This window comes from Ornithinicoccus sp., from assembly GCF_057176825.1.
Genome location: NZ_CM169976.1, coordinates 1214230 through 1237591 on the forward strand (window position 1 = coordinate 1214230; position 23362 = coordinate 1237591).

The 23362-nt window shown below is 68.4% G+C and carries 20 protein-coding genes and 1 tRNA gene; 17 read left to right on the plus strand and 4 right to left on the minus strand.

Translation table 11 applies throughout. The features are described from left to right. Positions 1-4: 4 nt before the first annotated feature. Positions 5-1213 (minus strand): pyridoxal phosphate-dependent aminotransferase, encoded by a 1209-nt coding sequence (locus AC1QRC_RS06270; RefSeq protein ID WP_484205929.1) that lies wholly within the window; start codon positions 1211-1213, stop codon positions 5-7. 162 nt (positions 1214-1375) lie between these two features. Here AC1QRC_RS06270 and AC1QRC_RS06275 point away from each other — a divergent pair. The 5 genes from AC1QRC_RS06275 to rplA all read left to right on the plus strand — a co-directional run bounded on the left by AC1QRC_RS06275 (position 1376) and on the right by rplA (position 4004). Next, positions 1376-1448 (plus strand) — tRNA-Trp (locus AC1QRC_RS06275). A gap of 50 nt (positions 1449-1498) precedes the next feature. Continuing rightward, positions 1499-1747 (plus strand): preprotein translocase subunit SecE, encoded by a 249-nt coding sequence (gene secE, locus AC1QRC_RS06280; protein WP_484205930.1) that lies wholly within the window; start codon positions 1499-1501, stop codon positions 1745-1747. Positions 1748-1837: 90 nt separating this feature from the next. Beyond that, positions 1838-2674, plus strand: a complete 837-nt coding sequence (nusG, locus tag AC1QRC_RS06285; protein ID WP_484205931.1) for a transcription termination/antitermination protein NusG — start codon at positions 1838-1840, stop codon at positions 2672-2674. A gap of 69 nt (positions 2675-2743) precedes the next feature. Next, a complete protein-coding gene (rplK, locus tag AC1QRC_RS06290; RefSeq protein ID WP_484205932.1) occupies positions 2744-3175 on the plus strand; it encodes a 50S ribosomal protein L11 in 432 nt (143 codons plus the stop codon). Between the two features lie 118 nt (positions 3176-3293). Next, a complete protein-coding gene (rplA, locus tag AC1QRC_RS06295) occupies positions 3294-4004 on the plus strand; it encodes a 50S ribosomal protein L1 (RefSeq protein ID WP_484205933.1) in 711 nt (236 codons plus the stop codon). A gap of 96 nt (positions 4005-4100) precedes the next feature. Here rplA and AC1QRC_RS06300 read toward each other — a convergent pair whose 3' ends face one another. Genes AC1QRC_RS06300 through AC1QRC_RS06310 form a run of 3 tightly spaced genes read right to left on the minus strand, consistent with a single transcriptional unit; the run spans position 4101 to position 7003 of the window. Next, on the minus strand, positions 4101-5060 hold the full coding sequence (locus tag AC1QRC_RS06300; RefSeq protein ID WP_484205934.1) for a 2-hydroxyacid dehydrogenase: 960 nt from the start codon (positions 5058-5060) through the stop codon (positions 4101-4103). After that, entirely contained in the window at positions 5057-6253 is a 1197-nt protein-coding gene (locus tag AC1QRC_RS06305) for a pyridoxal phosphate-dependent aminotransferase (protein WP_484205935.1), read from the minus strand. The genes AC1QRC_RS06300 and AC1QRC_RS06305 overlap by 4 nt, the downstream gene beginning before the upstream one ends. A gap of 12 nt (positions 6254-6265) precedes the next feature. Further along, on the minus strand, positions 6266-7003 hold the full coding sequence (locus AC1QRC_RS06310) for an esterase family protein (protein WP_484205936.1): 738 nt from the start codon (positions 7001-7003) through the stop codon (positions 6266-6268). Positions 7004-7294: 291 nt separating this feature from the next. On the opposite strand from AC1QRC_RS06310, the gene rplJ reads away from it, so the two are divergent. From rplJ to rplW, 12 genes are all read left to right on the plus strand, one after another. Then, entirely contained in the window at positions 7295-7873 is a 579-nt protein-coding gene (gene rplJ, locus AC1QRC_RS06315) for a 50S ribosomal protein L10 (protein ID WP_484205937.1), read from the plus strand. A gap of 63 nt (positions 7874-7936) precedes the next feature. Continuing rightward, positions 7937-8326, plus strand: a complete 390-nt coding sequence (rplL, locus tag AC1QRC_RS06320) for a 50S ribosomal protein L7/L12 (protein ID WP_484205938.1) — start codon at positions 7937-7939, stop codon at positions 8324-8326. A 417-nt stretch (positions 8327-8743) separates the two neighbouring features. Next, positions 8744-12229, plus strand: coding sequence for a DNA-directed RNA polymerase subunit beta (gene rpoB / locus AC1QRC_RS06325; protein WP_484205939.1), 3486 nt, complete (start codon positions 8744-8746; stop codon positions 12227-12229). 171 nt (positions 12230-12400) lie between these two features. Then, positions 12401-16309: a DNA-directed RNA polymerase subunit beta' gene (locus AC1QRC_RS06330; protein ID WP_484205940.1), complete on the plus strand. Its 3909-nt coding sequence runs from the start codon at positions 12401-12403 to the stop codon at positions 16307-16309. Positions 16310-16684: 375 nt separating this feature from the next. Then, positions 16685-17059, plus strand: coding sequence for a 30S ribosomal protein S12 (rpsL, locus tag AC1QRC_RS06335; protein WP_141784203.1), 375 nt, complete (start codon positions 16685-16687; stop codon positions 17057-17059). Further along, positions 17059-17529, plus strand: coding sequence for a 30S ribosomal protein S7 (gene rpsG / locus AC1QRC_RS06340; RefSeq protein WP_484205941.1), 471 nt, complete (start codon positions 17059-17061; stop codon positions 17527-17529). The genes rpsL and rpsG overlap by 1 nt, the downstream gene beginning before the upstream one ends. Positions 17530-17584: 55 nt before the next feature. After that, positions 17585-19687: an elongation factor G gene (fusA, locus tag AC1QRC_RS06345; protein ID WP_484205942.1), complete on the plus strand. Its 2103-nt coding sequence runs from the start codon at positions 17585-17587 to the stop codon at positions 19685-19687. 108 nt (positions 19688-19795) lie between these two features. Beyond that, complete coding sequence (gene tuf, locus AC1QRC_RS06350) at positions 19796-20992, plus strand: elongation factor Tu (protein WP_484205943.1); 1197 nt, start codon at positions 19796-19798, stop codon at positions 20990-20992. Between the two features lie 409 nt (positions 20993-21401). After that, the gene (gene rpsJ, locus AC1QRC_RS06355; RefSeq protein WP_006946210.1) at positions 21402-21710 is read left to right on the plus strand and encodes a 30S ribosomal protein S10; all 309 of its coding nucleotides are present in this window, start codon (positions 21402-21404) and stop codon (positions 21708-21710) included. 9 nt (positions 21711-21719) lie between these two features. Then, positions 21720-22373 carry a 50S ribosomal protein L3 gene (gene rplC / locus AC1QRC_RS06360; RefSeq protein WP_484205944.1) on the plus strand — a complete coding sequence of 218 codons (654 nt, stop codon included), beginning with the start codon at positions 21720-21722 and terminating at the stop codon, positions 22371-22373. A gap of 4 nt (positions 22374-22377) precedes the next feature. Continuing rightward, the gene (rplD, locus tag AC1QRC_RS06365) at positions 22378-23052 is read left to right on the plus strand and encodes a 50S ribosomal protein L4, sunset domain variant (RefSeq protein WP_484205945.1); all 675 of its coding nucleotides are present in this window, start codon (positions 22378-22380) and stop codon (positions 23050-23052) included. Continuing rightward, positions 23049-23357 carry a 50S ribosomal protein L23 gene (rplW, locus tag AC1QRC_RS06370; RefSeq protein ID WP_484205946.1) on the plus strand — a complete coding sequence of 103 codons (309 nt, stop codon included), beginning with the start codon at positions 23049-23051 and terminating at the stop codon, positions 23355-23357. The genes rplD and rplW overlap by 4 nt, the downstream gene beginning before the upstream one ends. The last annotated feature ends 5 nt before the right edge of the window (positions 23358-23362 follow it).

The following is a 23362-nucleotide window of genomic DNA, read 5'->3' on the forward strand; positions in this document are numbered from 1 at the left end:
GCGGTCAGGAGAAGAGCTGCTGGATGCGGCCGACGCCCTCGGCGAGGTCGTTGTCGCCCAACGCGTAGGACAGACGCAGGTAGCCGCTGGGCCCGAACGCCTCGCCGGGCACCACGGCGACCTCAACCTCGTCCAGGATGAGCTCGGCCAGCTCCGCCGAGGTCTGCGGGGTGCGGCCCCGGACCGTGCGGCCGAGGAGCCCCTCGACGGTGGGGTAGGCGTAGAAGGCGCCCTGCGGGGTCGGGCACTCGACCCCATCGATGGCGCTCAGCATCTCCACCATCGTGTGCCGCCGCCGGTCGAAGGCCGTGCGCATCTCCTCGACCGGCTCCAGGGATCCCTGCAGCGCCGCGATCGCTGCCCGCTGGGAGACGTTGGCCACGTTGGAGGTGGCGTGCGACTGCAGGTTGGTCGCCGCCTTGATGACGTCGGTAGGGCCGACCATCCAGCCCACGCGCCAGCCCGTCATCGCGTAGGTCTTGGCCACGCCGTTGAGGACCACGCAGGTGTCTGCGAGCTCGGGGACGAGGGTCGGCAGCGAGGCCGCGGTGGCGCCGTCGTAGAGCAGGTGCTCGTAGATCTCGTCCGTCACCACCCAGATGTCGTGCTCGAGCGCCCACCGCGCGATCGCCTCGGCCTGCTCCGGCGGGTAGACGGCCCCGGTCGGGTTGGACGGCGAGCAGTACAGCAGCACCTTCGTCCGCGGGGTGCGGGCCTGCTCCAGCTGCTCCACCGTGACGAGGTAGCCCTGGTCGGCCCCGGCGAACACCTCGACCGGGGTGCCGCCCGCCAGGCGGACCGCCTCGGGGTAGGTGGTCCAGTAGGGCGCGGGCAGGAGGACCTCGTCACCGGGGTCCAGCAACGCCGCGAAGGTGTTGTACACCGCCTGCTTGCCCCCGTTGGTGACGAGCACGTTTGCCGGCTCCACGGCATACCCGGAGTCGCGCTGGGTCTTGGCGACGATGGCTGCCTTCAGGTCCGGCAGCCCGCCCGCGGGGGAGTACCGATGGTTCACCGGGTCCTGCGCGGCGGCGACGGCCGCCGCCACGATGTGGTCCGGGGTGGGGAAGTCGGGCTCACCGGCGCCGAAGCCGATGACCGGCCGGCCCTGCGCCTTCAGGCCCTTGGCCTTGGCGTCGACGGCCAGCGTGGCGGACTCGGCGATGGAGCCGATGCGGCTGGAGATGCGGGACGTGGCGTTGCTCTGGGTCACCGGGCCATTCAACCACCGGCCGGCAGGGACGTGCCCGGCCACGGTGCCTGGGGCGACCGGAGTCTGACGGGTTCGCGCAACCGCCGGACCATCGCGTAGACTGCTGCGTCGGGTGTGACAGCACCCCCGCTGGTGGCTGCCCCACGGCCACCCGCGACCCCTAGGGCAATAGCTCAATTGGTAGAGCACTGGTCTCCAAAACCAGCGGTTGGGGGTTCGAGTCCCTCTTGCCCTGCGTAGTACTAGTAGAACCGAGCACGACGACCAGATCGAGGAAGGTACCCCGTGGCGAACAGCAGCGCCTCCGACACCCACGGTGTCGAGAAGGCCGGCTCCGGTGCCGGCAAGTCGGCGCGCCCGGGCACCTTCGTGGCCCAGGTCATGGCCGAGCTGCGCAAGGTCGTCCCGCCGACCCGTCGCGAGCTGATCACCTACACCCTCGTGGTGTTGGTGTTCGTCGCCGTGATCATGGCGTACGTGTTCGGTCTGGACCAGGTCTACCGCCAGGTCATCTCGTTCATCTTCGGGAGCTGACGCTCCCGATCAGCCCCCGGCCGGCCGCCTGTCGCCCGGGACTCGCAGGCCGTCCGCGGCGGCCGCACACCTGAAGTGAGGAAGTAGGTCATGTCGCAAGAGTGGACCGAGACCGACGAGGTCCCGGAGACCCCGAACGCCGTCGAGGAGACCCCGGCCGCGCCGGAGCCTGCCGACGACGCCGACGCGACCCCCGCGGCTGTCGAGGAGACGGCCGAGACCGAGGAGCCCGCGGCCGACGACGCCGCCGAGGAGCCCGCGGCCGAGGACGCCTCCGAGGAGCCCGCGGCGGACGAGCCGGTCGACCCGGTGGCCGAGCTGCGCGCCACCCTGCAGTCGCAGTTCGGCGACTGGTACGTGATCCACTCCTACGCCGGCTACGAGAACCGGGTGAAGGTCAACCTGGAGACCCGGATCACCAGCCTCAACATGGAGGACTACATCTTCGCCGTCGAGGTGCCGATGGAGGAGGTCACCGAGATCAAGGGCGGCCAGCGCAAGCAGGTCCGCCGGGTCCGGATGCCCGGGTACGTCCTGGTCCGGATGGACCTCACCGACGAGTCCTGGGGCGCCGTGCGGCACACCCCGGGCGTCACCGGGTTCGTGGGCAACGCCCACCAGCCGGTCCCGCTGAGCCTCGACGAGGTCATGACGATGCTGGCTCCGACCGTGCAGGCGCCGGCCGCCGTCCCCTCCGGGACCACCTCGGCTCCCGCCGCGTCCGGTGCGGCCTCCAGCAGCACCGCCCAGCCGCAGGTCGACTTCGAGGTCGGCGAGTCGGTCACCGTCATGGAGGGTCCGTTCGAGACCCTGCCCGCCACCATCTCCGAGATCATCCCCGAGAGCCAGAAGCTCAAGGTGCTCGTCTCGATCTTCGGCCGGGAGACCCCGGTCGAGCTCTCGTTCAACCAGGTCGCCAAGATCTGAGCCCGCGGGAGCACTGCAACCGGGTCATCGCCCACGGCGTCGGCCCACAACAGGTAAGGAAACCAACGAATGCCCCCCAAGAAGAAGGTCTCCGGCTTCATCAAGCTGCAGATCCAGGCCGGTGCCGCCACCCCGGCCCCGCCCGTCGGCCCGGCGCTGGGTCAGCACGGCGTCAACATCATGGAGTTCGTCAAGGCGTACAACGCCGCGACGGAGAGCCAGCGCGGCAACGTCATCCCGGTCGAGATCACGGTCTACGAGGACCGCTCGTTCACCTTCATCACCAAGACGCCGCCGGCCGCAGAGCTGATCAAGAAGGCCGCCGGCGTTGCCAAGGGCTCCGGTGAGCCGAACAAGACCAAGGTCGGCAAGCTCACCCAGGACCAGGTCCGGGAGATCGCCGAGTCCAAGATGCAGGACCTGAACGCCCACGACGTGGACCAGGCCGCCAAGATCATCGCCGGCACCGCCCGGTCGATGGGGATCACCGTCGAGGGCTGATCCCCGCACCGGGGGTATGCCGTCGCTCACCGCGGGCGCACGGCATACCTCCTCCCCGTGGCAGGGCCTGCGCTGGCCCGTCTGACCACACCTCCACCACGCAACCCGAGGAGTACCCATGAAGCGCAGCAAGGCCTACCGCGCCGCCGCCGAGAAGATCGAGGACGGCCGGTTCTACAGCCCCACCGAGGCCATCGGCATCGCCAAGGGCGGTGCCAGCGCCAAGTACGACGAGACCATCGAGGTCGCCCTCCGCCTGGGCGTCGACCCGCGCAAGGCCGACCAGTTGGTCCGCGGCACCGTCAACCTGCCGCACGGCACCGGCAAGACCGCCCGCGTGCTGGTCTTCGCCAACGGCGACAAGGCCGAGGCCGCCCGGGAGGCCGGCGCGGACTACGTCGGCTCCGACGACATGATCGAGAAGGTGTCCGGCGGCTGGCTGGACTTCGACGCCGTGGTCGCCACCCCGGACCTGATGGGCAAGGTCGGCCGGCTCGGCAAGGTGCTGGGCCCCCGCGGCCTGATGCCGAACCCGAAGACCGGCACGGTCACCATGGACACCGGCAAGGCCGTCTCCGACATCAAGGGCGGCAAGATCGAGTTCCGCGTCGACAAGCACGCCAACCTGCACTTCATCATCGGCAAGGTGAGCTTCGACGAGAAGGCCCTGGCGGAGAACTACGCCGCGGCCATGGACGAGATCCTGCGCCTCAAGCCGTCGGCCTCCAAGGGCCGCTACGTCACCAAGGCCACGCTGAGCACGACGATGGGCCCCGGCATCCCGCTGGACACCTCCGCCCGTGCCGGCGCCGTGGCCGCGGAGGCCTGAGCCGACGCACCACCCGGATTGGCCCGGGCAGTTTTCACGGCAGCGCCCCCGACCGCATGGTCGGGGGCGCTGCCGTGTGTGTGGGCGGTGGGCCGGTTAGCGGACGGGCGTGAGCGGCTCCTCGCCGCGCAGCACCGCCAGGGCGTTGTCGGCCGCCAGTTGTGCCATGGCTGTCCGGGTCTCCACCGTGGCCGAGCCCAGGTGCGGGGCCAGCGCCACGTTGTCCAGCTCCAGCAGGCCCTCGTGCACCTCGGGCTCGTGCTCGAAGACGTCGAGCGCGGCACCGGCGATAGTGCCCCCGCGCAGCGCCTGCACCAGGGCGTCCTCGTCGACGATCGGACCCCTCGCGGAATTGACCAGGTAGGCGGTGTCCTTCATCAGGGCCAACTGCTCGGCCCCGATCAGGTGGTGGGTCGCCTCGGAGTAGGGGCAGTGCAGCGACACCACGTCGGCGGTGCGCAGCAACTCGTCCAGGTCCAGCCGGGTCGCATCCAGTTCCTGCGCCAGCTCGGGGGCGCACGGACGCCGGGAACTGTAGGCCACGTCCATCCCGAAGGCGCGGGCCCGCCGGGCCATCGCCGCGCCGATCGCGCCGAGTCCGACGATGCCGATCGTCTTGCCCTGCAAGCCCTGGCCGAGCAGGTAGAACATGCCCCATTTCCACGGGGTGCGGGAGCGGATCACCCGTTCGCCCTCACCCAGCCGGCGACTCACCGCCAGGAGCAGGGCGAACGCGGTGTCGGCCGTCGCGTCCGTGAGCACGTCGGGGGTGTTGGTCACCACGACGTCGCGCTCCCGGCAGGCGTCCACGTCGATGTTGTTGTAGCCGACCGCGACGTTGGCGACGACCTGGAGCTGGGGTCCTGCCGCGTCGAGGAGCTGGGCGTCGACCGTTTCGGTGAGGAGGGTGACGAGGGCGTCCGCGCCCGCGACCTTCTCGAGCAGCCGCCCGCGGGAGATGGCCTCCTCCTCGTCGTGCAGATCCACCTCGTGCTCGGCGGTCAGGGAGTCGATCGCCGGCTGCGGGACGCGGCCGGTCACCACGACGCGGCTCATGCCGACTCCACCCACTCGCGCAGCCGGCCCAGTCCCTCGTGGATGTCGGCCAAGTCGATGCCGGAGTAGGCCAGCCGGATGTACTGCCGGTCCTCACCGGCCACCGGCCGTCCGAAGTGCCGCCGGGTGCAGAACGAGACGCCGGTGGCGTGCAGCGCCTGCTCGGCGAAGTTGGCGAGGTCGGTGGTCCCGACCTGCTCCATCACCTCGGTGACGTCCGGGAAGACGTAGAACGTCGACCGGGGGACCTCGACCGACATGCCGGGGGTGGCATTGACCAACTCACAGGTGGCGTCCCGCCGCTCGCGGAGCACCTCGAGCATGTCGGCGACGGGTTGCTGGGTCCCGCGCAACGCCTCGATCCCGGCCCATTGCACGTAGTGCGTGGTGCACGACTCGTCGTTGGTGTTCAGCGTGGCGAACACCTTCGCCACCTCCGGCGGCGCCACCGCACACCCCAGCCGGGAGCCGGTCATCGCGAACTTCTTGCTGAAGGTGTAGAGGATCACGGTGCGCTCGGCCATCCCCGGCAGCGCGGCGATGGAGGAGGATTCGCCCTCGTAGCGCATCTCGAAGTAGGCCTCGTCGGAGAGCACCCACAGGTCGTGCTCGATCGCCAGCTCGGCGATCGCCTCACGCTCCTGCGGGGTGGACTCGGCGGAGATGGGGTTCTGCAGGTCGTTGTAGATGATCGCGACGGTGCGGTCGGTGATCGAGGCCCGCACCTGGTCCAGGTCGATCCGGAAGCCGTCGTCGGTCGGCAGGTAGCGGTAGGGGACGGCCGTGCCGCCGTGGTACTCGATCTGCGACTCATAGATCGGGAAGCCGGGGTTGGGATAGAGGACCTCACGACCCGGGTCCATGACGGTCTGGATGAACTTGGTGATCACCGGCTTGCCGCCGGTCATCACGACGACGTCGCCGGGGTCTACCGCGATCCCGCGTCGCCCGCCGATGTCCTCGGCCAGGGCCTCCCGCAACTGCGGTATGCCGGCGCCCGGGCAGTAGCCGGTCTTGCCGTCGGCGATGGCGCGGTTCATCGCCTCGATGATGTGCGGGGCGGTGGGCAGGTTGATGTCCCCCAGGTGGAAGGGGTACACGGTGTTGCCGCGGGAGGACCAGTCGGCGGCGGCCAGGGCCACCGCGAACGCGGTCTCAGTGCCCAACTGGTCGAGTCTGCGGGCCAAGGTCATGTCAGCTCCTGATCAGTGGTGTGCGGGCAGGCCGAGGAGTTCACGCAGGTACTGGGGCAGCATGGCCCACCAGGTCGGCCACTCGTGCTCGTAGTCCGGGCCCCAGTCGTCCACTCGGTTGGGGATGCCCTTGGCGCCCAGCACCCGGGCGATCGACCAGGACTCCTCGATGTTCTCCCAGGCGCCGGTGCCGGAGGCCAGCAGCACGAAGCGCTGGCGCAGCACCTCCAGTTGCGGCCCCTCCAGGCCGGGGAGGAACTTGGTGGGGGAGGAGAAGTAGAGGTCGTCGGTGTAGCCGCCCAGGAAGCGCTCGATGTCGTAGGTCCCGGACATCCCGATCGCTGCACCGAACAACTCGGGGAAGCGGCAGATGAGGGCCACCGAGTTGAACGCCCCGATGGAGGCTCCCGCCACGATCACCGAGCGGCTGCTGCCGGAGTCGGCCCGGATCGCCGGGACCACCTCGTGGGCGACGGCCTGGTGGAACTGGTTCAGCAGGGCGTTGCGGTAGGTCACCGTCCCGGTGCCCAGGGTCATCGCCTTGCCGGCCACACTGTCGCAACTGAAGAGCCGGATCGCGCCCGCCTCGATCAGATCGCCCAGGTGGGTGACCAGGTGGTGTCGCTCGATCTCCTCGGCGTCCCCACCGGCGGTCGGCAGCACCAGGACGGGGACACCGTCATGGCCCCACCGGGCCAGCGAAATCTCCTGCTGCAAACGGGGCGAGGCCCAGCGCTCGACGGCTTTCATGGACTACACGTACCGGACTATCTGCGCCAGCACCAGCCCCGCCGCACAGATTTGGTCACCTCGCAGGGCGACCGGTACAGTGGATGCCATACCCATGACCGCCGGTTGTCGGCGTGCCCGCTCGCGAGAGCAGCGGGTGCCCGGCCGAAGGTCCCGCTCGACGGGCGACCCGCGCAGGTGAACGTGTTTCGTCGCACGCCGTATGTCGTGCCCCGAGCCCCGTGCGCCCGCGCCGGGGCTCTTGTCGTGTGTGACCCGGAGGGTGACCGGCACCACGATGAAGGAGGCCCCATGGCGACTGCTGAGAAGGCTGCTGCCATTGCCGAGTTGACGGACCGGTTCCGCAACTCGGATGCGGCCGTGCTCACCGAGTACCGCGGACTCACCGTCGCGCAGCTCGGCGAGCTCCGCACCGCGCTCCGCGAGCACGCGACCTACGCCGTGGTGAAGAACACGCTCACCAAGCGGGCTGCCGCCGAAGCCGGCGTGGCCGGCCTGGACGAGCACCTGCAGGGCCCGACGGCCATCGCCTTCGTCACCGGTGACCCGGTCGAGGCGGCCAAGGGCTTGCGTGACTTTGCCAAGGCTAACCCCCACCTGGTGATCAAGGCCGGAGTCCTCGACGGCAAGCCGTTGAGCCCGGAGGAGATCACCAAGCTCGCCGACCTCGAGTCGCGCGAGACGCTGTTGGCCAAGCTGGCGGGCGCCATGAACGCCTCGCTGAGCCAGGCCGTCTACTTGTTCGCCGCTCCGCTGTCGCAGGCCGCTCGCACGGTCGACGCACTGCGGGCCAAGGTCGAGCAGGAAGGCCCCGCGGCAGACGCCGCGCCGGCCCCCACCGACGTCGCCGAGGGTGGCGACGACAGCTGACGCGACCCGCGTCGGCATCACCACACAACGCCACTCACGGCACCACACGGAAGGAACGCCACCATGGCGAAGCTGAGCACTGACGAGCTCCTTGACGCGTTCAAGGAGATGACCCTGATCGAGCTCTCCGAGTTCGTCAAGCAGTTCGAGGACACCTTCAACGTCACCGCCGCGGCCCCGGTTGCCGTTGCGGGTGCGGCTCCGGCCGCCGGTGGCGGCGACGCCGCCGCCGCGGAGGAGCAGGACGAGTTCGACGTCGTCCTCGAGGCCGCTGGCGACAAGAAGATCCAGGTCATCAAGGAGGTCCGCGCGCTGACCTCCCTGGGCCTGAAGGAGGCCAAGGACCTCGTCGACGGGGCCCCGAAGCCGGTCCTGGAGAAGGTCGACAAGGAGGCCGCCGAGAAGGCCAAGGAGGCCCTCGAGGGCGCCGGCGCCACCGTCACCCTCAAGTGACACCGTCCGGGGCCAGGCCCCGGACTGCATGACCCGCTGCGGGCGGGACGAACCAGTTGGTTCGTCCCGCCCGCAGTCTTTGTCGGGGGTTGTGGCGCGGTGCCCGCCGCCCCGTCCGGGCGGGGACACGCCGGGAGGGGGCTTGACGTGGCCGCGGGGGAGGAGACATCCTGCTGGTCAACAACGGGTGCAGCGGAGTATTCGCGGGGGGTGGGCCGGCGCCCGAGAGCCCGGTTTGGACTGGGGTAGGGGATCCGTGTATGCTGTCGCTTTGCGCTGCCCTTCACCCGTCCTGTCACCGTCGACCGCCGCCGTGTCCCGTCCCTGTCGCGGGGCGTCCGCGCGCGAAGAGTCTGTTTCCGGATGGGTGTGGGCCGTTGACCCTGCACGCTTGTTAGGCCCGTGGAAGGACCATCCTTGGCTGCCTCGCGCACTGCGAAGAAGACTGTGTCCACCGCTCGGATGGCTTCTGGCCGTCTGAGCTTTGCAAAGATCCGGGAGCCCCTTGAGGTCCCCGACCTCTTGGCGCTCCAGACCGAGAGTTTCGACTGGTTGCTCGGAAACGAGGACTGGCAGGCCCGCGTGGCCGACGCCAAGGAGCACGGGCGTGAGGACGTGCCCGACCGCTCCGGCCTCGAGGAGATCTTCGAGGAGATCTCCCCGATCGAGGACTTCTCCGGCTCCATGTCGCTGTCGTTCCGCGACCACCACTTCGAGGAGCAGAAGTACTCCCTGGAGGAGTGCAAGGAGCGGGACATGACCTACTCCGCGCCGCTCTTCGTGACGGCGGAGTTCATCAACAACAACACCGGTGAGATCAAGAGCCAGACGGTCTTCATGGGCGACTTCCCGCTCATGACCGACCGCGGCACCTTCATCATCAACGGCACCGAGCGGGTCGTCGTCTCCCAGCTCGTCCGGTCCCCCGGGGTGTACTTCGAGCGGGCGCTGGACAAGACCTCCGACAAGGACGTCTACACCTCCAAGGTGATCCCGAGCCGCGGCGCCTGGCTGGAGTTCGAGATCGACAAGCGCGACATGGTGGGCGTGCGCGTGGACCGCAAGCGCAAGCAGTCGGTCACCGTGCTGCTGAAGGCCCTCGGCTGGACCGAGGCGCAGATCCTGGAGGAGTTCGGCGACTACGAGTCGATGCGGCTCACCCTGGAGAAGGACCACACGGCCGACCAGGACGAGGCGCTGCTGGACATCTACCGCAAGCTGCGCCCGGGCGAACCGCCCACCAAGGAGGCCGCGCAGACCCTCCTGGACAACCTGTACTTCAACCCCAAGCGCTACGACCTGGCCAAGGTCGGTCGCTACAAGATCAACAAGAAGCTCGGCATCGAGGCCCCGCTGAACGAGTCCGTGCTGGGGGTCGACGACATCGTCGCCACCATCCGCTACCTCGTCGCGCTGCACGACGGCCAGACCGAGCTCCCGGTGGTCTCGCACGGCGAGACGGTCCAGCTGCCGGTCGAGGTCGACGACATCGACCACTTCGGCAACCGTCGCCTGCGCAGCGTCGGCGAGCTCATCCAGAACCAGGTGCGCACCGGCCTGTCCCGGATGGAGCGTGTCGTCCGCGAGCGGATGACCACCCAGGACGTGGAGGCGATCACGCCGCAGACCCTGATCAACATCCGTCCCGTGGTGGCGGCGATCAAGGAGTTCTTCGGCACCAGCCAGCTGTCCCAGTTCATGGACCAGAACAACCCGCTCTCCGGGCTGACGCACAAGCGCCGCCTGTCCGCGCTGGGTCCGGGCGGTCTGTCCAGGGACCGGGCCGGCATGGAGGTCCGTGACGTCCACCCCTCGCACTACGGCCGGATGTGCCCCATCGAGACCCCCGAGGGTCCGAACATCGGCCTCATCGGCTCGCTGGCCTCCTACGGGCGGATCAACCCCTTCGGGTTCGTCGAGACGCCCTACCGCAAGGTGGAGAACGGCCGGGTCACCGACGAGGTGCACTACCTGTCCGCCGACGAGGAGGACCGGTTCATCATCGCGCAGGCCAACGCCCAGCTCAACGATGACGGCACCTTCGTGGAGGAGCGGGTCCTGGTCCGCACCAAGGGTGGTGACGCCGGTGACGTGCCGAACGGTGACGTCGACTACATGGACGTCTCCGCGCGGCAGATGGTGTCCGCGGCGACCGCGATGATCCCGTTCCTGGAGCACGACGACGCCAACCGCGCCCTGATGGGCGCGAACATGCAGCGCCAGGCGGTGCCGCTGGTCCGGGCCGAGGCCCCGCTGGTGGGCACCGGCATGGAGTACCGCGCCGCCATGGACTCCGGCGACGTCGTCCGGGCCGAGAAGGCCGGCGTGGTGCAGGAGGTCTCCGCGGACCTGCTGACCGTTGCCAACGACGACGGCAGCTACCAGTCCTACCGGGTCGCCAAGTTCACCCGCTCCAACCAGGGCAACTGCTACAACCAGCAGGTCCGGGTCGACGCCGGTGACCGGGTCGAGGCCGGCCAGTTGCTGGCCGACGGTCCGGCGACCGACGGCGGCGAGATGGCGCTGGGACGCAACCTGCTCGTGGCGTTCATGCCGTGGGAGGGCCACAACTACGAGGACGCGATCATCCTGAGCCAGCGCCTGGTGCAGGACGACGTGCTCTCCTCGATCCACATCGAGGAGCACGAGATCGACGCCCGGGACACCAAGCTGGGCCCGGAGGAGATCACGCGGGACATCCCGAACGTCTCCGACGAGGTCCTGGCCGACCTGGACGAGCGCGGCATCATCCGGATCGGTGCCGAGGTCCGCGACGGCGACCTGCTGGTCGGCAAGGTGACCCCCAAGGGTGAGACCGAGCTGACCCCGGAGGAGCGCCTGCTGCGCGCCATCTTCGGGGAAAAGGCCCGCGAGGTGCGCGACACCTCGATGAAGGTCCCCCACGGTGAGACCGGCACGGTCATCGGCGTCAAGGTCTTCGACCGCGAGGACGGCGACGAGCTCGCTCCCGGGGTGAACCAGCTGGTCCGCGTCTACGTGGCCAACAAGCGCAAGATCACCGACGGTGACAAGCTCGCCGGCCGCCACGGCAACAAGGGCGTCATCTCCAAGATCCTGCCGGTCGAGGACATGCCGTTCCTGGAGGATGGCACGCCGGTCGACATCGTGCTCAACCCGCTGGGTGTGCCCAGCCGGATGAACATCGGGCAGGTGCTCGAGCTGCACCTGGGCTGGGCCGCGGCCCAGGGCTGGGACGTCGACGCCGCCGCCGAGTGGGCGCGCAACCTGCCCGAGGACCTGCTGCAGGTCGAGGCGGGCAGCCGGGTCGCCAGCCCCGTCTTCGACGGCGCGAGCGAGACCGAGATCACCGGTCTGCTGGACTCCACCATGCCCACGCGGGACGGTGACCGACTGATCGGGTCCTCCGGCAAGGCCCGGCTGCTGGACGGTCGCTCCGGCGAGCCGTTCCCGGAGCCGGTGTCCGTCGGCTACATGTACATCCTGAAGCTGCACCACCTGGTGGACGACAAGATCCACGCCCGCAGCACGGGGCCGTACTCGATGATCACCCAGCAGCCGCTGGGCGGTAAGGCCCAGTTCGGTGGTCAGCGGTTCGGCGAGATGGAGGTGTGGGCCCTGGAGGCCTACGGCGCCGCCTACGCGCTGCAGGAGCTGCTCACCATCAAGTCCGACGACGTCACGGGCCGGGTCAAGGTCTACGAGTCGATCGTCAAGGGTGAGAACGTCCCGGAGCCGGGCATCCCGGAGTCCTTCAAGGTGCTCATCAAGGAGATGCAGTCGCTCTGCCTGAACGTGGAGGTGCTCTCCAGTGACGGCACGCAGATCGACCTGCGCGACGCCGACCAGGAAGTGTTCCGGGCGGCCGAGGAGCTGGGTATCGACCTGTCCCGCCGCGAGCCGAGCAGCGTCGAGGAAGTGTGACGCGAGCCCGTATGCCGTGGTGCCGGTCCCGCGTCAACCCCCGAGGTGCGCGGGGCCGGTGCCCCACGACATACCTGGTCCCCACGGATGGATGTCCGGGGAACCCGACCACCTACTGACTTTTAGAACTACCTGAGAATCTTTCAGTTCTCACACGAAAGAAGGATCCACGTGCTGGACGTCAACTTCTTCGACGAGTTGCGCATCGGCCTGGCCACTGCGGAGGACATCCGCAAGTGGAGCCACGGCGAGGTCAAGAAGCCCGAGACCATCAACTACCGGACCCTGAAGCCGGAGAAGGACGGGCTGTTCTGCGAGAAGATCTTCGGTCCCACCCGGGACTGGGAGTGCTACTGCGGCAAGTACAAGCGGGTGCGCTTCAAGGGCATCATCTGTGAGCGCTGCGGCGTCGAGGTGACCCGCGCCGGCGTGCGCCGCGAGCGGATGGGCCACATCGAGCTGGCCGCCCCCGTCACCCACATCTGGTACTTCAAGGGCGTGCCGAGCCGCCTGGGCTACCTGCTGGACCTGGCGCCGAAGGACCTGGAGAAGGTCATCTACTTCGCGGCCTACATGATCACGCATGTCGACGAGGACGGGCGGCACGAGGACCTGCCCTCGCTCGAGGCGCAGATCGAGACCGAGCGCAAGGAGCTGCAGAACCGTCGTGACTCCGACGTCGAGACCCGCGCGCAGAAGCTCGAGTCCGACATCGCCGAGCTGGAGGCCGAGGGTGCCAAGGCCGACGCCAAGCGCAAGGTGCGCGACGGTGCCGAGCGGGAGATGAACCAGATCCGTCGTCGCGCCGACCAGCAGGTCGAGCGACTCGAGCAGGTCTGGGACCGGTTCAAGAACCTCAAGGTCCAGGACCTGGAGGGCGACGAGATCCTCTACCGCGAGATGCGGGACCGCTTCGGCATGTACTTCGAGGGCGGGATGGGCGCCGCCGCGCTGCAGAAGCGGCTGGAGACCTTCGACCTGGAGGCCGAGGCCGACGCGCTGCGCGAGATCATCGCCACCGGCAAGGGCCAGAAGAAGACCCGGGCCATCAAGCGGCTCAAGGTCGTCACCTCCTTCCTGTCCACGGCCAACAACCCCTCCGGCATGGTGCTGGACTGCGTCCCGGTGATCCCGCCGGACCTGCGCCCGATGGTGCAGCTGGATGGTGGCCGCTTCGCGACCTCGGACCTGAACGACCTCTACCGCCGCGTCATCAACCGGAACAACCGCCTCAAGCGGCTGCTGGACCTTGGCGCGCCGGAGATCATCGTCAACAACGAGAAGCGGATGCTGCAGGAGGCCGTCGACTCCCTGTTCGACAACGGCCGCCGCGGTCGCGCCGTCACCGGCCCGGGCAACCGGCCGCTGAAGTCGCTGTCCGACATGCTCAAGGGCAAGCAGGGCCGGTTCCGTCAGAACCTGCTGGGCAAGCGCGTGGACTACTCGGGCCGTTCGGTCATCGTGGTCGGTCCGCAGTTGCGTCTGCACCAGTGCGGTCTGCCCAAGCAGATGGCGCTGGAGCTGTTCAAGCCGTTCGTGATGAAGCGGCTGGTCGACCTGGACCACGCCCAGAACATCAAGTCCGCCAAGCGGATGGTCGAGCGTGGCCGCTCCGTGGTGTGGGACGTGCTCGAGGAGGTCATCACCGACCACCCGGTGATGCTGAACCGTGCGCCCACCCTGCACCGCCTGGGCATCCAGGCCTTCGAGCCGCAGCTGGTCGAGGGCAAGGCCATCCAGATCCACCCGCTGGTCTGCACCGCGTTCAACGCCGACTTCGACGGTGACCAGATGGCGGTGCACCTGCCGCTGTCCGCCGAGGCGCAGGCCGAGGCCCGGATCCTGATGCTGTCGAGCAACAACATCCTCAAGCCGGCCGACGGTCGCCCGGTGACCATGCCCACCCAGGACATGATCATCGGCCTGTTCCACCTGACCAGCGAGATGGCCGGCGACCCGGTCGTCGACGAGGACGGCGGCGAGCACCTGCGCAGCTTCACCTCGGTGGCCGAGGCGCGGATGGCCTTCGACGCCGGCACGATCGACGTGGGCACCCCGATCTCGCTGCGGGTCACCGGAACCGCGCCGCCGGCCGGTCACGAGCTGCCCGAGGAGACCGAGGTTACCGAGGACGGTGTGGCCTCCGCCTTCACCCTGGAGACCACGCTGGGCCGGGCGCTGTTCAACGACGCCCTGCCGCAGAACTACCCGTACGTCAACGCGGTGGTCGACAAGAAGCGGCTCTCCGGCATCGTCAACGACCTGGCCGAGCGCTACACCAAGGTCGAGGTCGCGGCGTCCCTGGACAGCCTCAAGGACACCGGCTTCTACTGGGCGACCCGCTCGGGCACGACCGTGGCCATCTCCGACGTGATGACCCCGGAGCGCAAGGGCGAGATCGTGGCGGGCTACGACAGCAAGGCCGCCAAGGTCCAGAGCCAGTACGAGCGCGGTCTGATCACCGAGGACGAGCGTCGCCAGGAGCTCATCGAGATCTGGACCCAGGCCTCCAACGAGGTGGCCAAGGAGCTGGAGAACTCGATGCCGAAGGACTCCACCATCTACAAGATGGTCACCTCCGGTGCCCGCGGTAACTGGTTCCAGCTGCGCCAGCTGGCCGGCATGCGTGGCCTGATGGCCAACCCGCAGGGTGAGATCATCCCGCGTCCGATCAAGTCCAACTTCCGTGAGGGCCTGTCCGTGGTGGAGTTCTTCATCTCCACCCACGGTGCCCGTAAGGGCCTGGCCGACACCGCGCTGCGGACCGCCGACTCGGGTTACCTGACCCGTCGTCTGGTGGACGTCAGCCAGGACGTGATCATCCGTGAGGACGACTGCGGCACCGACCGCGGCCTGACCATGCCGATCGCGGTGCGGACCGAGTCCGGCCTGCGGGAGCACGACGACGTGGAGACCTCGGTCTACGCCCGCACCCTGGCCGAGGACGTCACCCACGAGGGCAGCGTCCTGGCCGAGGCCGGGATGGACCTGGGCGACGTCGTGATCGACGCGCTGGTCGCCGCCGGGGTCGAGGAGGTCAAGGTCCGTTCGGTCCTGACCTGCGAGTCCCTGGTCGGCACCTGCGCGAAGTGCTACGGCCGGTCGCTGGCCAGCGGCAAGCTGGTCGACATCGGCGAGGCCGTCGGCATCGTCGCCGCACAGTCGATCGGTGAGCCCGGCACCCAGCTGACGATGCGCACCTTCCACACCGGTGGTGTGGCCGGTGACGACATCACCCAGGGTCTGCCGCGTGTGGTCGAGCTGTTCGAGGCCCGCACCCCCAAGGCGGTGGCCCCGATCGCCGAGGCTGACGGCCGGGTGCAGATCGAGGACACCGACAAGGCGCGCCGCATCCTGTTGGTGCCGGACGACGGCTCCGAGGAGCACGCCTACCCGGTCAGCAAGCGGGCCCGCCTCCTCGTGCAGGAGGGCCAGCACGTGGCCGTCGGCACCCAGTTGGTGGTCGGCGCCATCGACCCCAAGCAGGTGCTCCGCATCCTGGGCCCGCGCCAGACCCAGATGCACCTGGTCGACGAGGTGCAGAAGGTCTACCGCCAGCAGGGTGTGTCGATCCACGACAAGCACATCGAGGTCATCGTGCGCCAGATGCTGCGCCGGATCACCATCATCGAGGCGGGCAACGCCAGCGTGCTGCCCGGCGAGCTGGTGGAGCGCGGCCGGTTCGAGACCGAGAACCGCCGCGTCGTGTCCGAGGGTGGCAAGCCGGCCTCCGGCCGTCCCGAGCTGATGGGCATCACGAAGGCGTCGCTGGCGACCGACTCGTGGCTGTCCGCCGCCTCCTTCCAGGAGACCACCCGGGTGCTGACCGAGGCCGCCATGCAGGCCAAGTCGGACCCGCTGCTGGGCCTGAAGGAGAACGTCATCCTGGGCAAGCTGATCCCGGCCGGCACCGGTCTGCCGCGCTACCGCAACCTCACCGTGGAGCCCACGGAGGAGGCGAAGGCTGCCGCGTACGCGGTGCCGGAGTACGAGCAGTTCGACTACCCGGCCACGTTCGGGGAGGGCTCGCGGGAGGCCGTCCGACTGGACGATCTGTCGCTGGGCGACGACCGCTACTGATCCCACCGGGTCCGTGACGAACGGGCGGGTGTGCACCTGGGCGACCAGGCTGCATACCCGCCCGTCGTCGGTGCCGGGGCGATTTGGAGGAGCCGGTCCGCTGCCGGTATCGTGGTCAACCGTGTGTGCGGTCCTGCCGCATGCCATCGTCAGGTCACGGGAAGCCCCCACGGCCTGGCACACCTCTCGCCGGGCAGTCCGGCCGGAACCCACCCGCCTCCTGCAGCGCAGGACGGTGCCGCGGGCAGCCGGTCGGGAAGTGCAGGGGAGAGCGCCGGCACGATCCCCTCGACGGGGGACGGATCGGCTACACCAAGGAGCGTAACCCACCGGGAACGGCGGGGAGCGCGGACAACATCGACTGACGGAGAATCAGTGCCCACAATCAACCAGCTGGTCCGCAAGGGGCGGCAGGACAAGGTCAAGAAGACCAACAGTCCCGCCCTGAAGGGGAACCCCCAGCGTCGCGGTGTCTGCACCCGCGTGTACACCACCACCCCGAAGAAGCCGAACTCTGCCCTGCGCAAGGTCGCTCGCGTGAAGCTGACCAGCGGCATCGAGGTCACGGCCTACATCCCGGGCGTCGGCCACAACCTGCAGGAGCACTCGATCGTGCTCGTGCGTGGTGGTCGGGTGAAGGACCTGCCCGGTGTCCGCTACAAGATCATCCGCGGGTCCCTGGACACCCAGGGCGTGAAGGGCCGCAACCAGGCCCGTTCCCGTTACGGCGCGAAGAAGGAGAAGAAGTAATGCCTCGCAAGGGCCCCGCTCCGAAGCGCCCGCTGATGGCCGACCCGGTCTACGGGTCGACCCTGGTGACCCAGCTGGTCAACAAGATCCTGGTGGACGGCAAGAAGTCCGTCGCCGAGACCATCGTCTACGGCGCCCTCGAGGGCTGCCGCGCCAAGACCGGCACGGACCCGGTGGCCACGCTCAAGCGTGCGCTGGACAACGTGAAGCCGGCCCTGGAGGTCAAGAGCCGCCGCGTCGGTGGCGCGACCTACCAGGTGCCGATCGAGGTCAAGGGCAACCGCGCCACGACCCTGTCGCTGCGCTGGCTGGTCGGCTACGCCCGGCAGCGTCGTGAGAAGACGATGACCGAGCGGCTGATGAACGAGATCCTCGACGCCAGCAACGGCCTGGGTGCCGCGGTCAAGCGCCGCGAGGACACCCACAAGATGGCCGAGGCCAACAAGGCCTTCGCGCACTACCGCTGGTGACGCGGGTCCCCGGACCCCGCACCGACACCCGCACCAACGTTAGGGAAGAGAGACTGTGGCACAGGACGTTCTGACGGACCTCAAGCAGGTCCGCAACATCGGCATCATGGCGCACATCGATGCTGGCAAGACCACGACGACCGAGCGCATCCTTTTCTACACCGGTGTCAAGCACAAGATGGGTGAGACCCACGACGGGGCCTCGACGACGGACTGGATGGAGCAGGAGAAGGAGCGGGGGATCACCATCACCTCCGCTGCGGTCACCAGCTTCTGGAAGGACCACCAGATCAACCTGATCGACACGCCGGGTCACGTCGACTTCACCGTCGAGGTGGAGCGCAACCTGCGTGTGCTGGACGGTGCGGTCGCCGTGTTCGACGGCAAGGAGGGCGTCGAGCCCCAGTCGGAGACGGTGTGGCGCCAGGCCGACAAGTACGGCGTGCCCCGCATGTGCTTCATCAACAAGATGGACAAGATGGGCGCCGACTTCTACTTCTCGGTGCAGACCATGGTGGACCGCCTCGGCGCCACCCCGCTGGTCATGCAGCTGCCGATCGGGGCGGAGGCCGACTTCATCGGCGTCGTCGACCTGATCCGGATGAAGGCCCTGGTGTGGCGCGGCGAGACCAAGCTCGGTGAGGACTACGAGGTCGAGGACATCCCCGCGGACCTGCAGGACAAGGCCGAGCAGTACCGCAGCGAGCTCCTCGAGAGGGTCGCCGAGTCCGACGAGGAGCTGCTCGAGAAGTACCTGGGCGGCGAGGAGCTGACGGCTGAGGAGATCAAGGCCGGCGTGCGTGCGCTGACCCTGGCCGGCGAGGTCAACCCGGTGTTCTGCGGCACGGCGTTCAAGAACAAGGGTGTCCAGCCGCTGCTGGACGCGGTGATCGACTACCTGCCGAGCCCGGTGGACCTGCCCCCGACCGAGGGGCACAAGCCGGGTGACGAGGAGTCGGTGATCGACCGTCCCGCGGACGCCAGCGCGCCGTTCGCGGCGCTGGCCTTCAAGATCGCCACGCACCCCTTCTTCGGCACGCTCACCTACATCCGGGTCTACTCCGGTCAGATCACCGCCGGCCAGCCGGTGCTGAACGCGACCAAGGGCAAGAAGGAGCGTCTGGGCAAGCTGTTCCAGATGCACGCCAACAAGGAGAACCCGGTCGAGAAGGCCTCCGCGGGTCACATCTACGCGGTGATCGGCCTGAAGGACACCACGACGGGTGACACCCTGAGTGACCTCGGCGAGCCGATCATCCTGGAGTCGATGACCTTCCCGGAGCCGGTGATCCACGTCGCGATCGAGCCCAAGACCAAGGGCGACCAGGAGAAGCTGTCCACCGCGATCCAGAAGCTGGCGCAGGAGGACCCGACCTTCACCGTCCGTCAGGACGAGGAGACGGGCCAGACCGTCATCGGCGGGATGGGCGAGCTCCACCTGGACATCCTGGTCGACCGGATGCGGCGCGAGTTCAAGGTCGAGGCCAACGTGGGTGCTCCCCAGGTGGCCTACCGGGAGACCATCCGGCGCACCGTCGAGAAGTACGACTACACCCACAAGAAGCAGACCGGTGGCTCCGGCCAGTTCGCCAAGGTGCAGGTCACCTTCGAGCCGCTGGACACCGCCGAGGGTGAGCTGTACGAGTTCGACAACGCCGTGACCGGTGGACGCATCCCCCGGGAGTACATCCCCAGCGTCGACCACGGCATCCAGGAGGCCATGCAGCTCGGTGTCCTGGCCGGCTACCCGCTGGTGGGCATCAAGGCGACCCTGGTCGACGGTGCCTACCACGACGTCGACTCCTCGGAGATGGCGTTCAAGATCGCGGGGTCGATGGTGCTCAAGGAGGCCGTCCGCAAGGCGGACCCGGTCCTGCTGGAGCCGATGATGGCCGTCGAGGTGCGCACGCCCGAGGACTACATGGGCGACGTCATCGGCGACATCAACTCCCGTCGCGGGCAGATCCAGGCGATGGAGGACATCAGCGGCGCCAAGGTGGTGCGGGCAACCGTGCCGCTGTCGGAGATGTTCGGGTACGTTGGTGACCTTCGGTCCAAGACCCAGGGTCGTGCCAACTACACCATGCAGTTCGACTCCTATGCCGAGGTTCCGCGGAACGTCGCCGAGGAGATCATCAAGAAGATCCGTGGTGAGTGAGCAGTAGACTCACTCCCTGCGGAACACGGACCAGATCAGTATCCAAACAGACATCGTCACGTCCCAAACCAGTGACGATACGCACAACCAGTCCTGAGGAGGACCCCAGTGGCGAAGGCTAAGTTCGAGCGGAGTAAGCCGCACGTCAACATCGGCACCATCGGTCACATCGACCACGGCAAGACGACGCTGACGGCTGCGATCTCCAAGGTCCTGCACGACAAGTACCCGGACCTCAACGAGGCGTCTCCGTTCGACTCGATCGACAAGGCGCCCGAGGAGAAGCAGCGCGGTATCACGATCTCCATCGCGCACATCGAGTACCAGACCGAGCAGCGGCACTACGCCCACGTCGACTGCCCCGGTCACGCGGACTACGTGAAGAACATGATCACCGGTGCCGCCCAGATGGACGGCGCGATCCTGGTGGTCGCGGCGACCGACGGCCCGATGCCGCAGACCAAGGAGCACGTCCTCCTGGCCCGCCAGGTCGGCGTCCCCTACATCGTCGTGGCGCTGAACAAGTCCGACATGGTCGACGACGAGGAGATCATGGAGCTCGTCGAGATGGAGGTCCGCGAGCTGCTGTCCTCCTATGAGTTCCCGGGTGACGACCTGCCGGTCGTCCAGGTCTCGGCGCTGAAGGCGCTCGAGGGCGACGCCGAGTGGGGCGACAAGATCGTCGAGCTGATGACCGCCGTGGACGAGTACATCCCGGAGCCGGAGCGCGACATCGACAAGCCGTTCCTGATGCCCGTGGAGGACGTGTTCACGATCACCGGTCGTGGCACCGTCGTCACCGGTCGTATCGAGCGCGGTGTGCTGAAGGTCAACGAGGAGATCGAGATCGTCGGCATCCACGACGGTCCGCCCGCCAAGACCACCGTCACCGGCATCGAGATGTTCCGCAAGCTGCTCGACGAGGGCCGCGCGGGTGAGAACGTCGGTCTGCTGCTGCGTGGCACCAAGCGCGAGGAGGTGGAGCGCGGCCAGGTCATCTGCAAGCCGGGCTCGATCACCCCGCACACCGAGTTCGAGGGCAACGTCTACATCCTGTCCAAGGACGAGGGTGGCCGGCACACGCCGTTCTACGACAACTACCGTCCGCAGTTCTACTTCCGGACCACGGACGTCACCGGTGTCGTGCACCTGCCCGAGGGCACCGAGATGGTCATGCCGGGTGACAACACCGAGATGCGCGTCGAGCTGATCCAGCCGATCGCCATGGAGGACGGCCTGAAGTTCGCGATCCGCGAGGGTGGCCGCACCGTCGGCGCCGGCCGGGTCACCAAGATCCTGAAGTGATCTGAGCCCCACGGGGCGACCCGGGCTGAAACGCCCGTCACGCAGGGCCCGGACCGATTGTCGGTCCGGGCCCTGCTGCGTCCCCGCCTGACCGTGGGGCGGATCACAACCGGTGCCCCCGTGACCGATTTGAGTGCGGGGCCACCGGCGTGGCACACTAGACAGGTTGCTTGACGCGCGGCGCTGACCCATGTCGGTGCCGCCAGCCATCTGGCACGGCCGGATCTCACCCGGGCGGGCGATGGCAGCGCAAGCCCCGACGGTTGACCGTCGGGCTCCGGACACCACGCCCCAGCGATGACGATTCGTCGGTGCGTGCCTGCGGACAGGGCGACACGCCCGACCGCGGGGGTCGGAGTCCGGGGGAGACCGGCCCGAAGTTGAACGACGAGAGAGAGTCAGACAAGCGATGGCGGGACAGAAGATCCGCATCCGGCTGAAGTCGTATGACCACGAGGTCATCGACAGCTCGGCGCGCAAGATTGTCGACACGGTGACCCGTGCCGGCGCGACCGTGGTCGGCCCGGTGCCGTTGCCGACGGAGAAGAACGTCTTCTGCGTCATCCGGTCGCCCCACAAGTACAAGGACAGCCGCGAGCACTTCGAGATGCGCACCCACAAGCGTCTCATCGACATCGTCGACCCGACCCCCAAGGCGGTCGACTCGTTGATGCGTCTCGACCTTCCGGCTGACGTCAACATCGAGATCAAGCTGTAAGGGCCACCAATGACTGCTACGACAGAGCGCAGCGTCAAGGGCGTCCTCGGCGAGAAGCTCGGCATGACCCAGGTCTGGGATGCCGACAACCGCCTGGTCCCCGTGACCGTGATCAAGGCCGGCCCGTGCGTCGTCACCCAGGTGCGCGCCGAGGCCGACGGCTACAACGCGATCCAGATCGCCTTCGGTGCGATCGACCCGCGCAAGGTGAACCAGCCGATGAAGGGCCACTTCGACAAGGCCGGGGTCACCCCCCGCCGTCACCTCGCCGAGGTGCGCACCAGCGACGCCGGCGAGTATGCCGTGGGCCAGGAGCTCACTGCCGAGACCTTCGAGGGTGGTCAGACGGTCGACGTGACCGGGACCAGCAAGGGCAAGGGATTCGCGGGCGTCATGAAGCGCCACGGATTCCACGGCGTCGGCGCCTCCCACGGTGCGCACCGCAACCACCGCAAGCCGGGCTCGATCGGCGGGGCCTCGACCCCGGGTCGTGTCTTCAAGGGCATGCGGATGGCCGGTCGCATGGGCGGCGTCCGCCACACCACCCAGAACCTGACGATCCACGCCGTGGACGCCGACAAGGGTCTGCTGCTGATCAAGGGCGCCGTTCCCGGCCCCCGCGGCAGCGTCGTCCTGGTCCGCACGGCGGCGAAGGGGGCCTGACGTCATGACGACGATCACCATCACCACCCCGACCGGCGGCGAGGCCGGCACCGTGGAGCTGCCCGCCGAGCTGTTCGACGTGCAGACCAACGTGCCGCTGATCCACCAGGTCGTCGTGGCCCAGCTGGCCGCGGCCCGCCAGGGCACGCACGCCACCAAGACCCGCGGCGACGTCCGCGGCGGTGGCCGCAAGCCGTACCGGCAGAAGGGCACCGGCCGCGCCCGTCAGGGCTCGGTCCGCGCGCCGCAGTTCGCCGGCGGTGGCATCGTGCACGGCCCGCAGCCGCGCGACTACGCGCAGCGGACGCCCAAGAAGATGAAGGCTGCCGCCCTGCGCGGGGCGCTGTCCGACCGGGCCCGCAACGGCCGCATCCACGTGCTCTCCGCCGTGGTCGAGGGCGAGGCCCCGTCCACCAAGAGCGCCTGGACCGCGCTGAGCGCTCTGACCGAGCGTCCGAACCTGCTGGTCGTTGTCGACCGCGCGGACGAGATCGGCCTGAAGAGCCTGCGGAACCTGGAGGACGTGCACGTGCTGTTCGTCGACCAGCTCAACACCTACGACGTGTTGTGCGCCGACGACGTGGTGTTCACCCAGGCCGCGCTGACCGCCTTCGTCGAGGGCCGCACCGCGGCCCCGGCTGCCGAGGCCGCCACCGTCACCGAGGAGGACGCCAAGTGAGCACCGAGACCAACGCTCGCAACAAGGACCCGCGGGACGTGCTGCTGGCACCGGTCGTGTCCGAGAAGTCGTACGCGCTGCTGGACCAGGGCAAGTACACCTTCGTGGTGGACCCCCGCTCCAACAAGACCGAGATCCGCAAGGCCGTCGAGGACATCTTCGGCGTCAAGGTCTCCTCGGTCCACACGATGAACCGCAAGGGCAAGACGCGCCGCACCCGCTTCGGGCTGGGCAAGCGCAAGGACACCAAGCGCGCCATCGTGACGCTCCGCGAAGGCACCATCGACATCTTCGGCGCCCTCTGAGCCGG

Excerpts from the sequence above, each read along its gene's own strand:
- rplA (WP_484205933.1), top strand. The coding sequence starts at position 3,294 with ATGAAGCGCAGCAAGGCCTACCGCGCCGCCGCCGAGAAGATCGAGGAC.
- nusG (WP_484205931.1), top strand. The coding sequence starts at position 1,838 with ATGTCGCAAGAGTGGACCGAGACCGACGAGGTCCCGGAGACCCCGAAC.
- AC1QRC_RS06310 (WP_484205936.1), bottom strand. The coding sequence starts at position 7,003 with ATGAAAGCCGTCGAGCGCTGGGCCTCGCCCCGTTTGCAGCAGGAGATT.
- rplL (WP_484205938.1), top strand. The coding sequence starts at position 7,937 with ATGGCGAAGCTGAGCACTGACGAGCTCCTTGACGCGTTCAAGGAGATG.
- rplJ (WP_484205937.1), top strand. The coding sequence starts at position 7,295 with ATGGCGACTGCTGAGAAGGCTGCTGCCATTGCCGAGTTGACGGACCGG.
- rplD (WP_484205945.1), top strand. The coding sequence starts at position 22,378 with ATGACGACGATCACCATCACCACCCCGACCGGCGGCGAGGCCGGCACC.
- rplK (WP_484205932.1), top strand. The coding sequence starts at position 2,744 with ATGCCCCCCAAGAAGAAGGTCTCCGGCTTCATCAAGCTGCAGATCCAG.
- rplC (WP_484205944.1), top strand. The coding sequence starts at position 21,720 with ATGACTGCTACGACAGAGCGCAGCGTCAAGGGCGTCCTCGGCGAGAAG.
- AC1QRC_RS06300 (WP_484205934.1), bottom strand. The coding sequence starts at position 5,060 with ATGAGCCGCGTCGTGGTGACCGGCCGCGTCCCGCAGCCGGCGATCGAC.
- AC1QRC_RS06305 (WP_484205935.1), bottom strand. The coding sequence starts at position 6,253 with ATGACCTTGGCCCGCAGACTCGACCAGTTGGGCACTGAGACCGCGTTC.
- rpsG (WP_484205941.1), top strand. The coding sequence starts at position 17,059 with ATGCCTCGCAAGGGCCCCGCTCCGAAGCGCCCGCTGATGGCCGACCCG.
- rpsJ (WP_006946210.1), top strand. The coding sequence starts at position 21,402 with ATGGCGGGACAGAAGATCCGCATCCGGCTGAAGTCGTATGACCACGAG.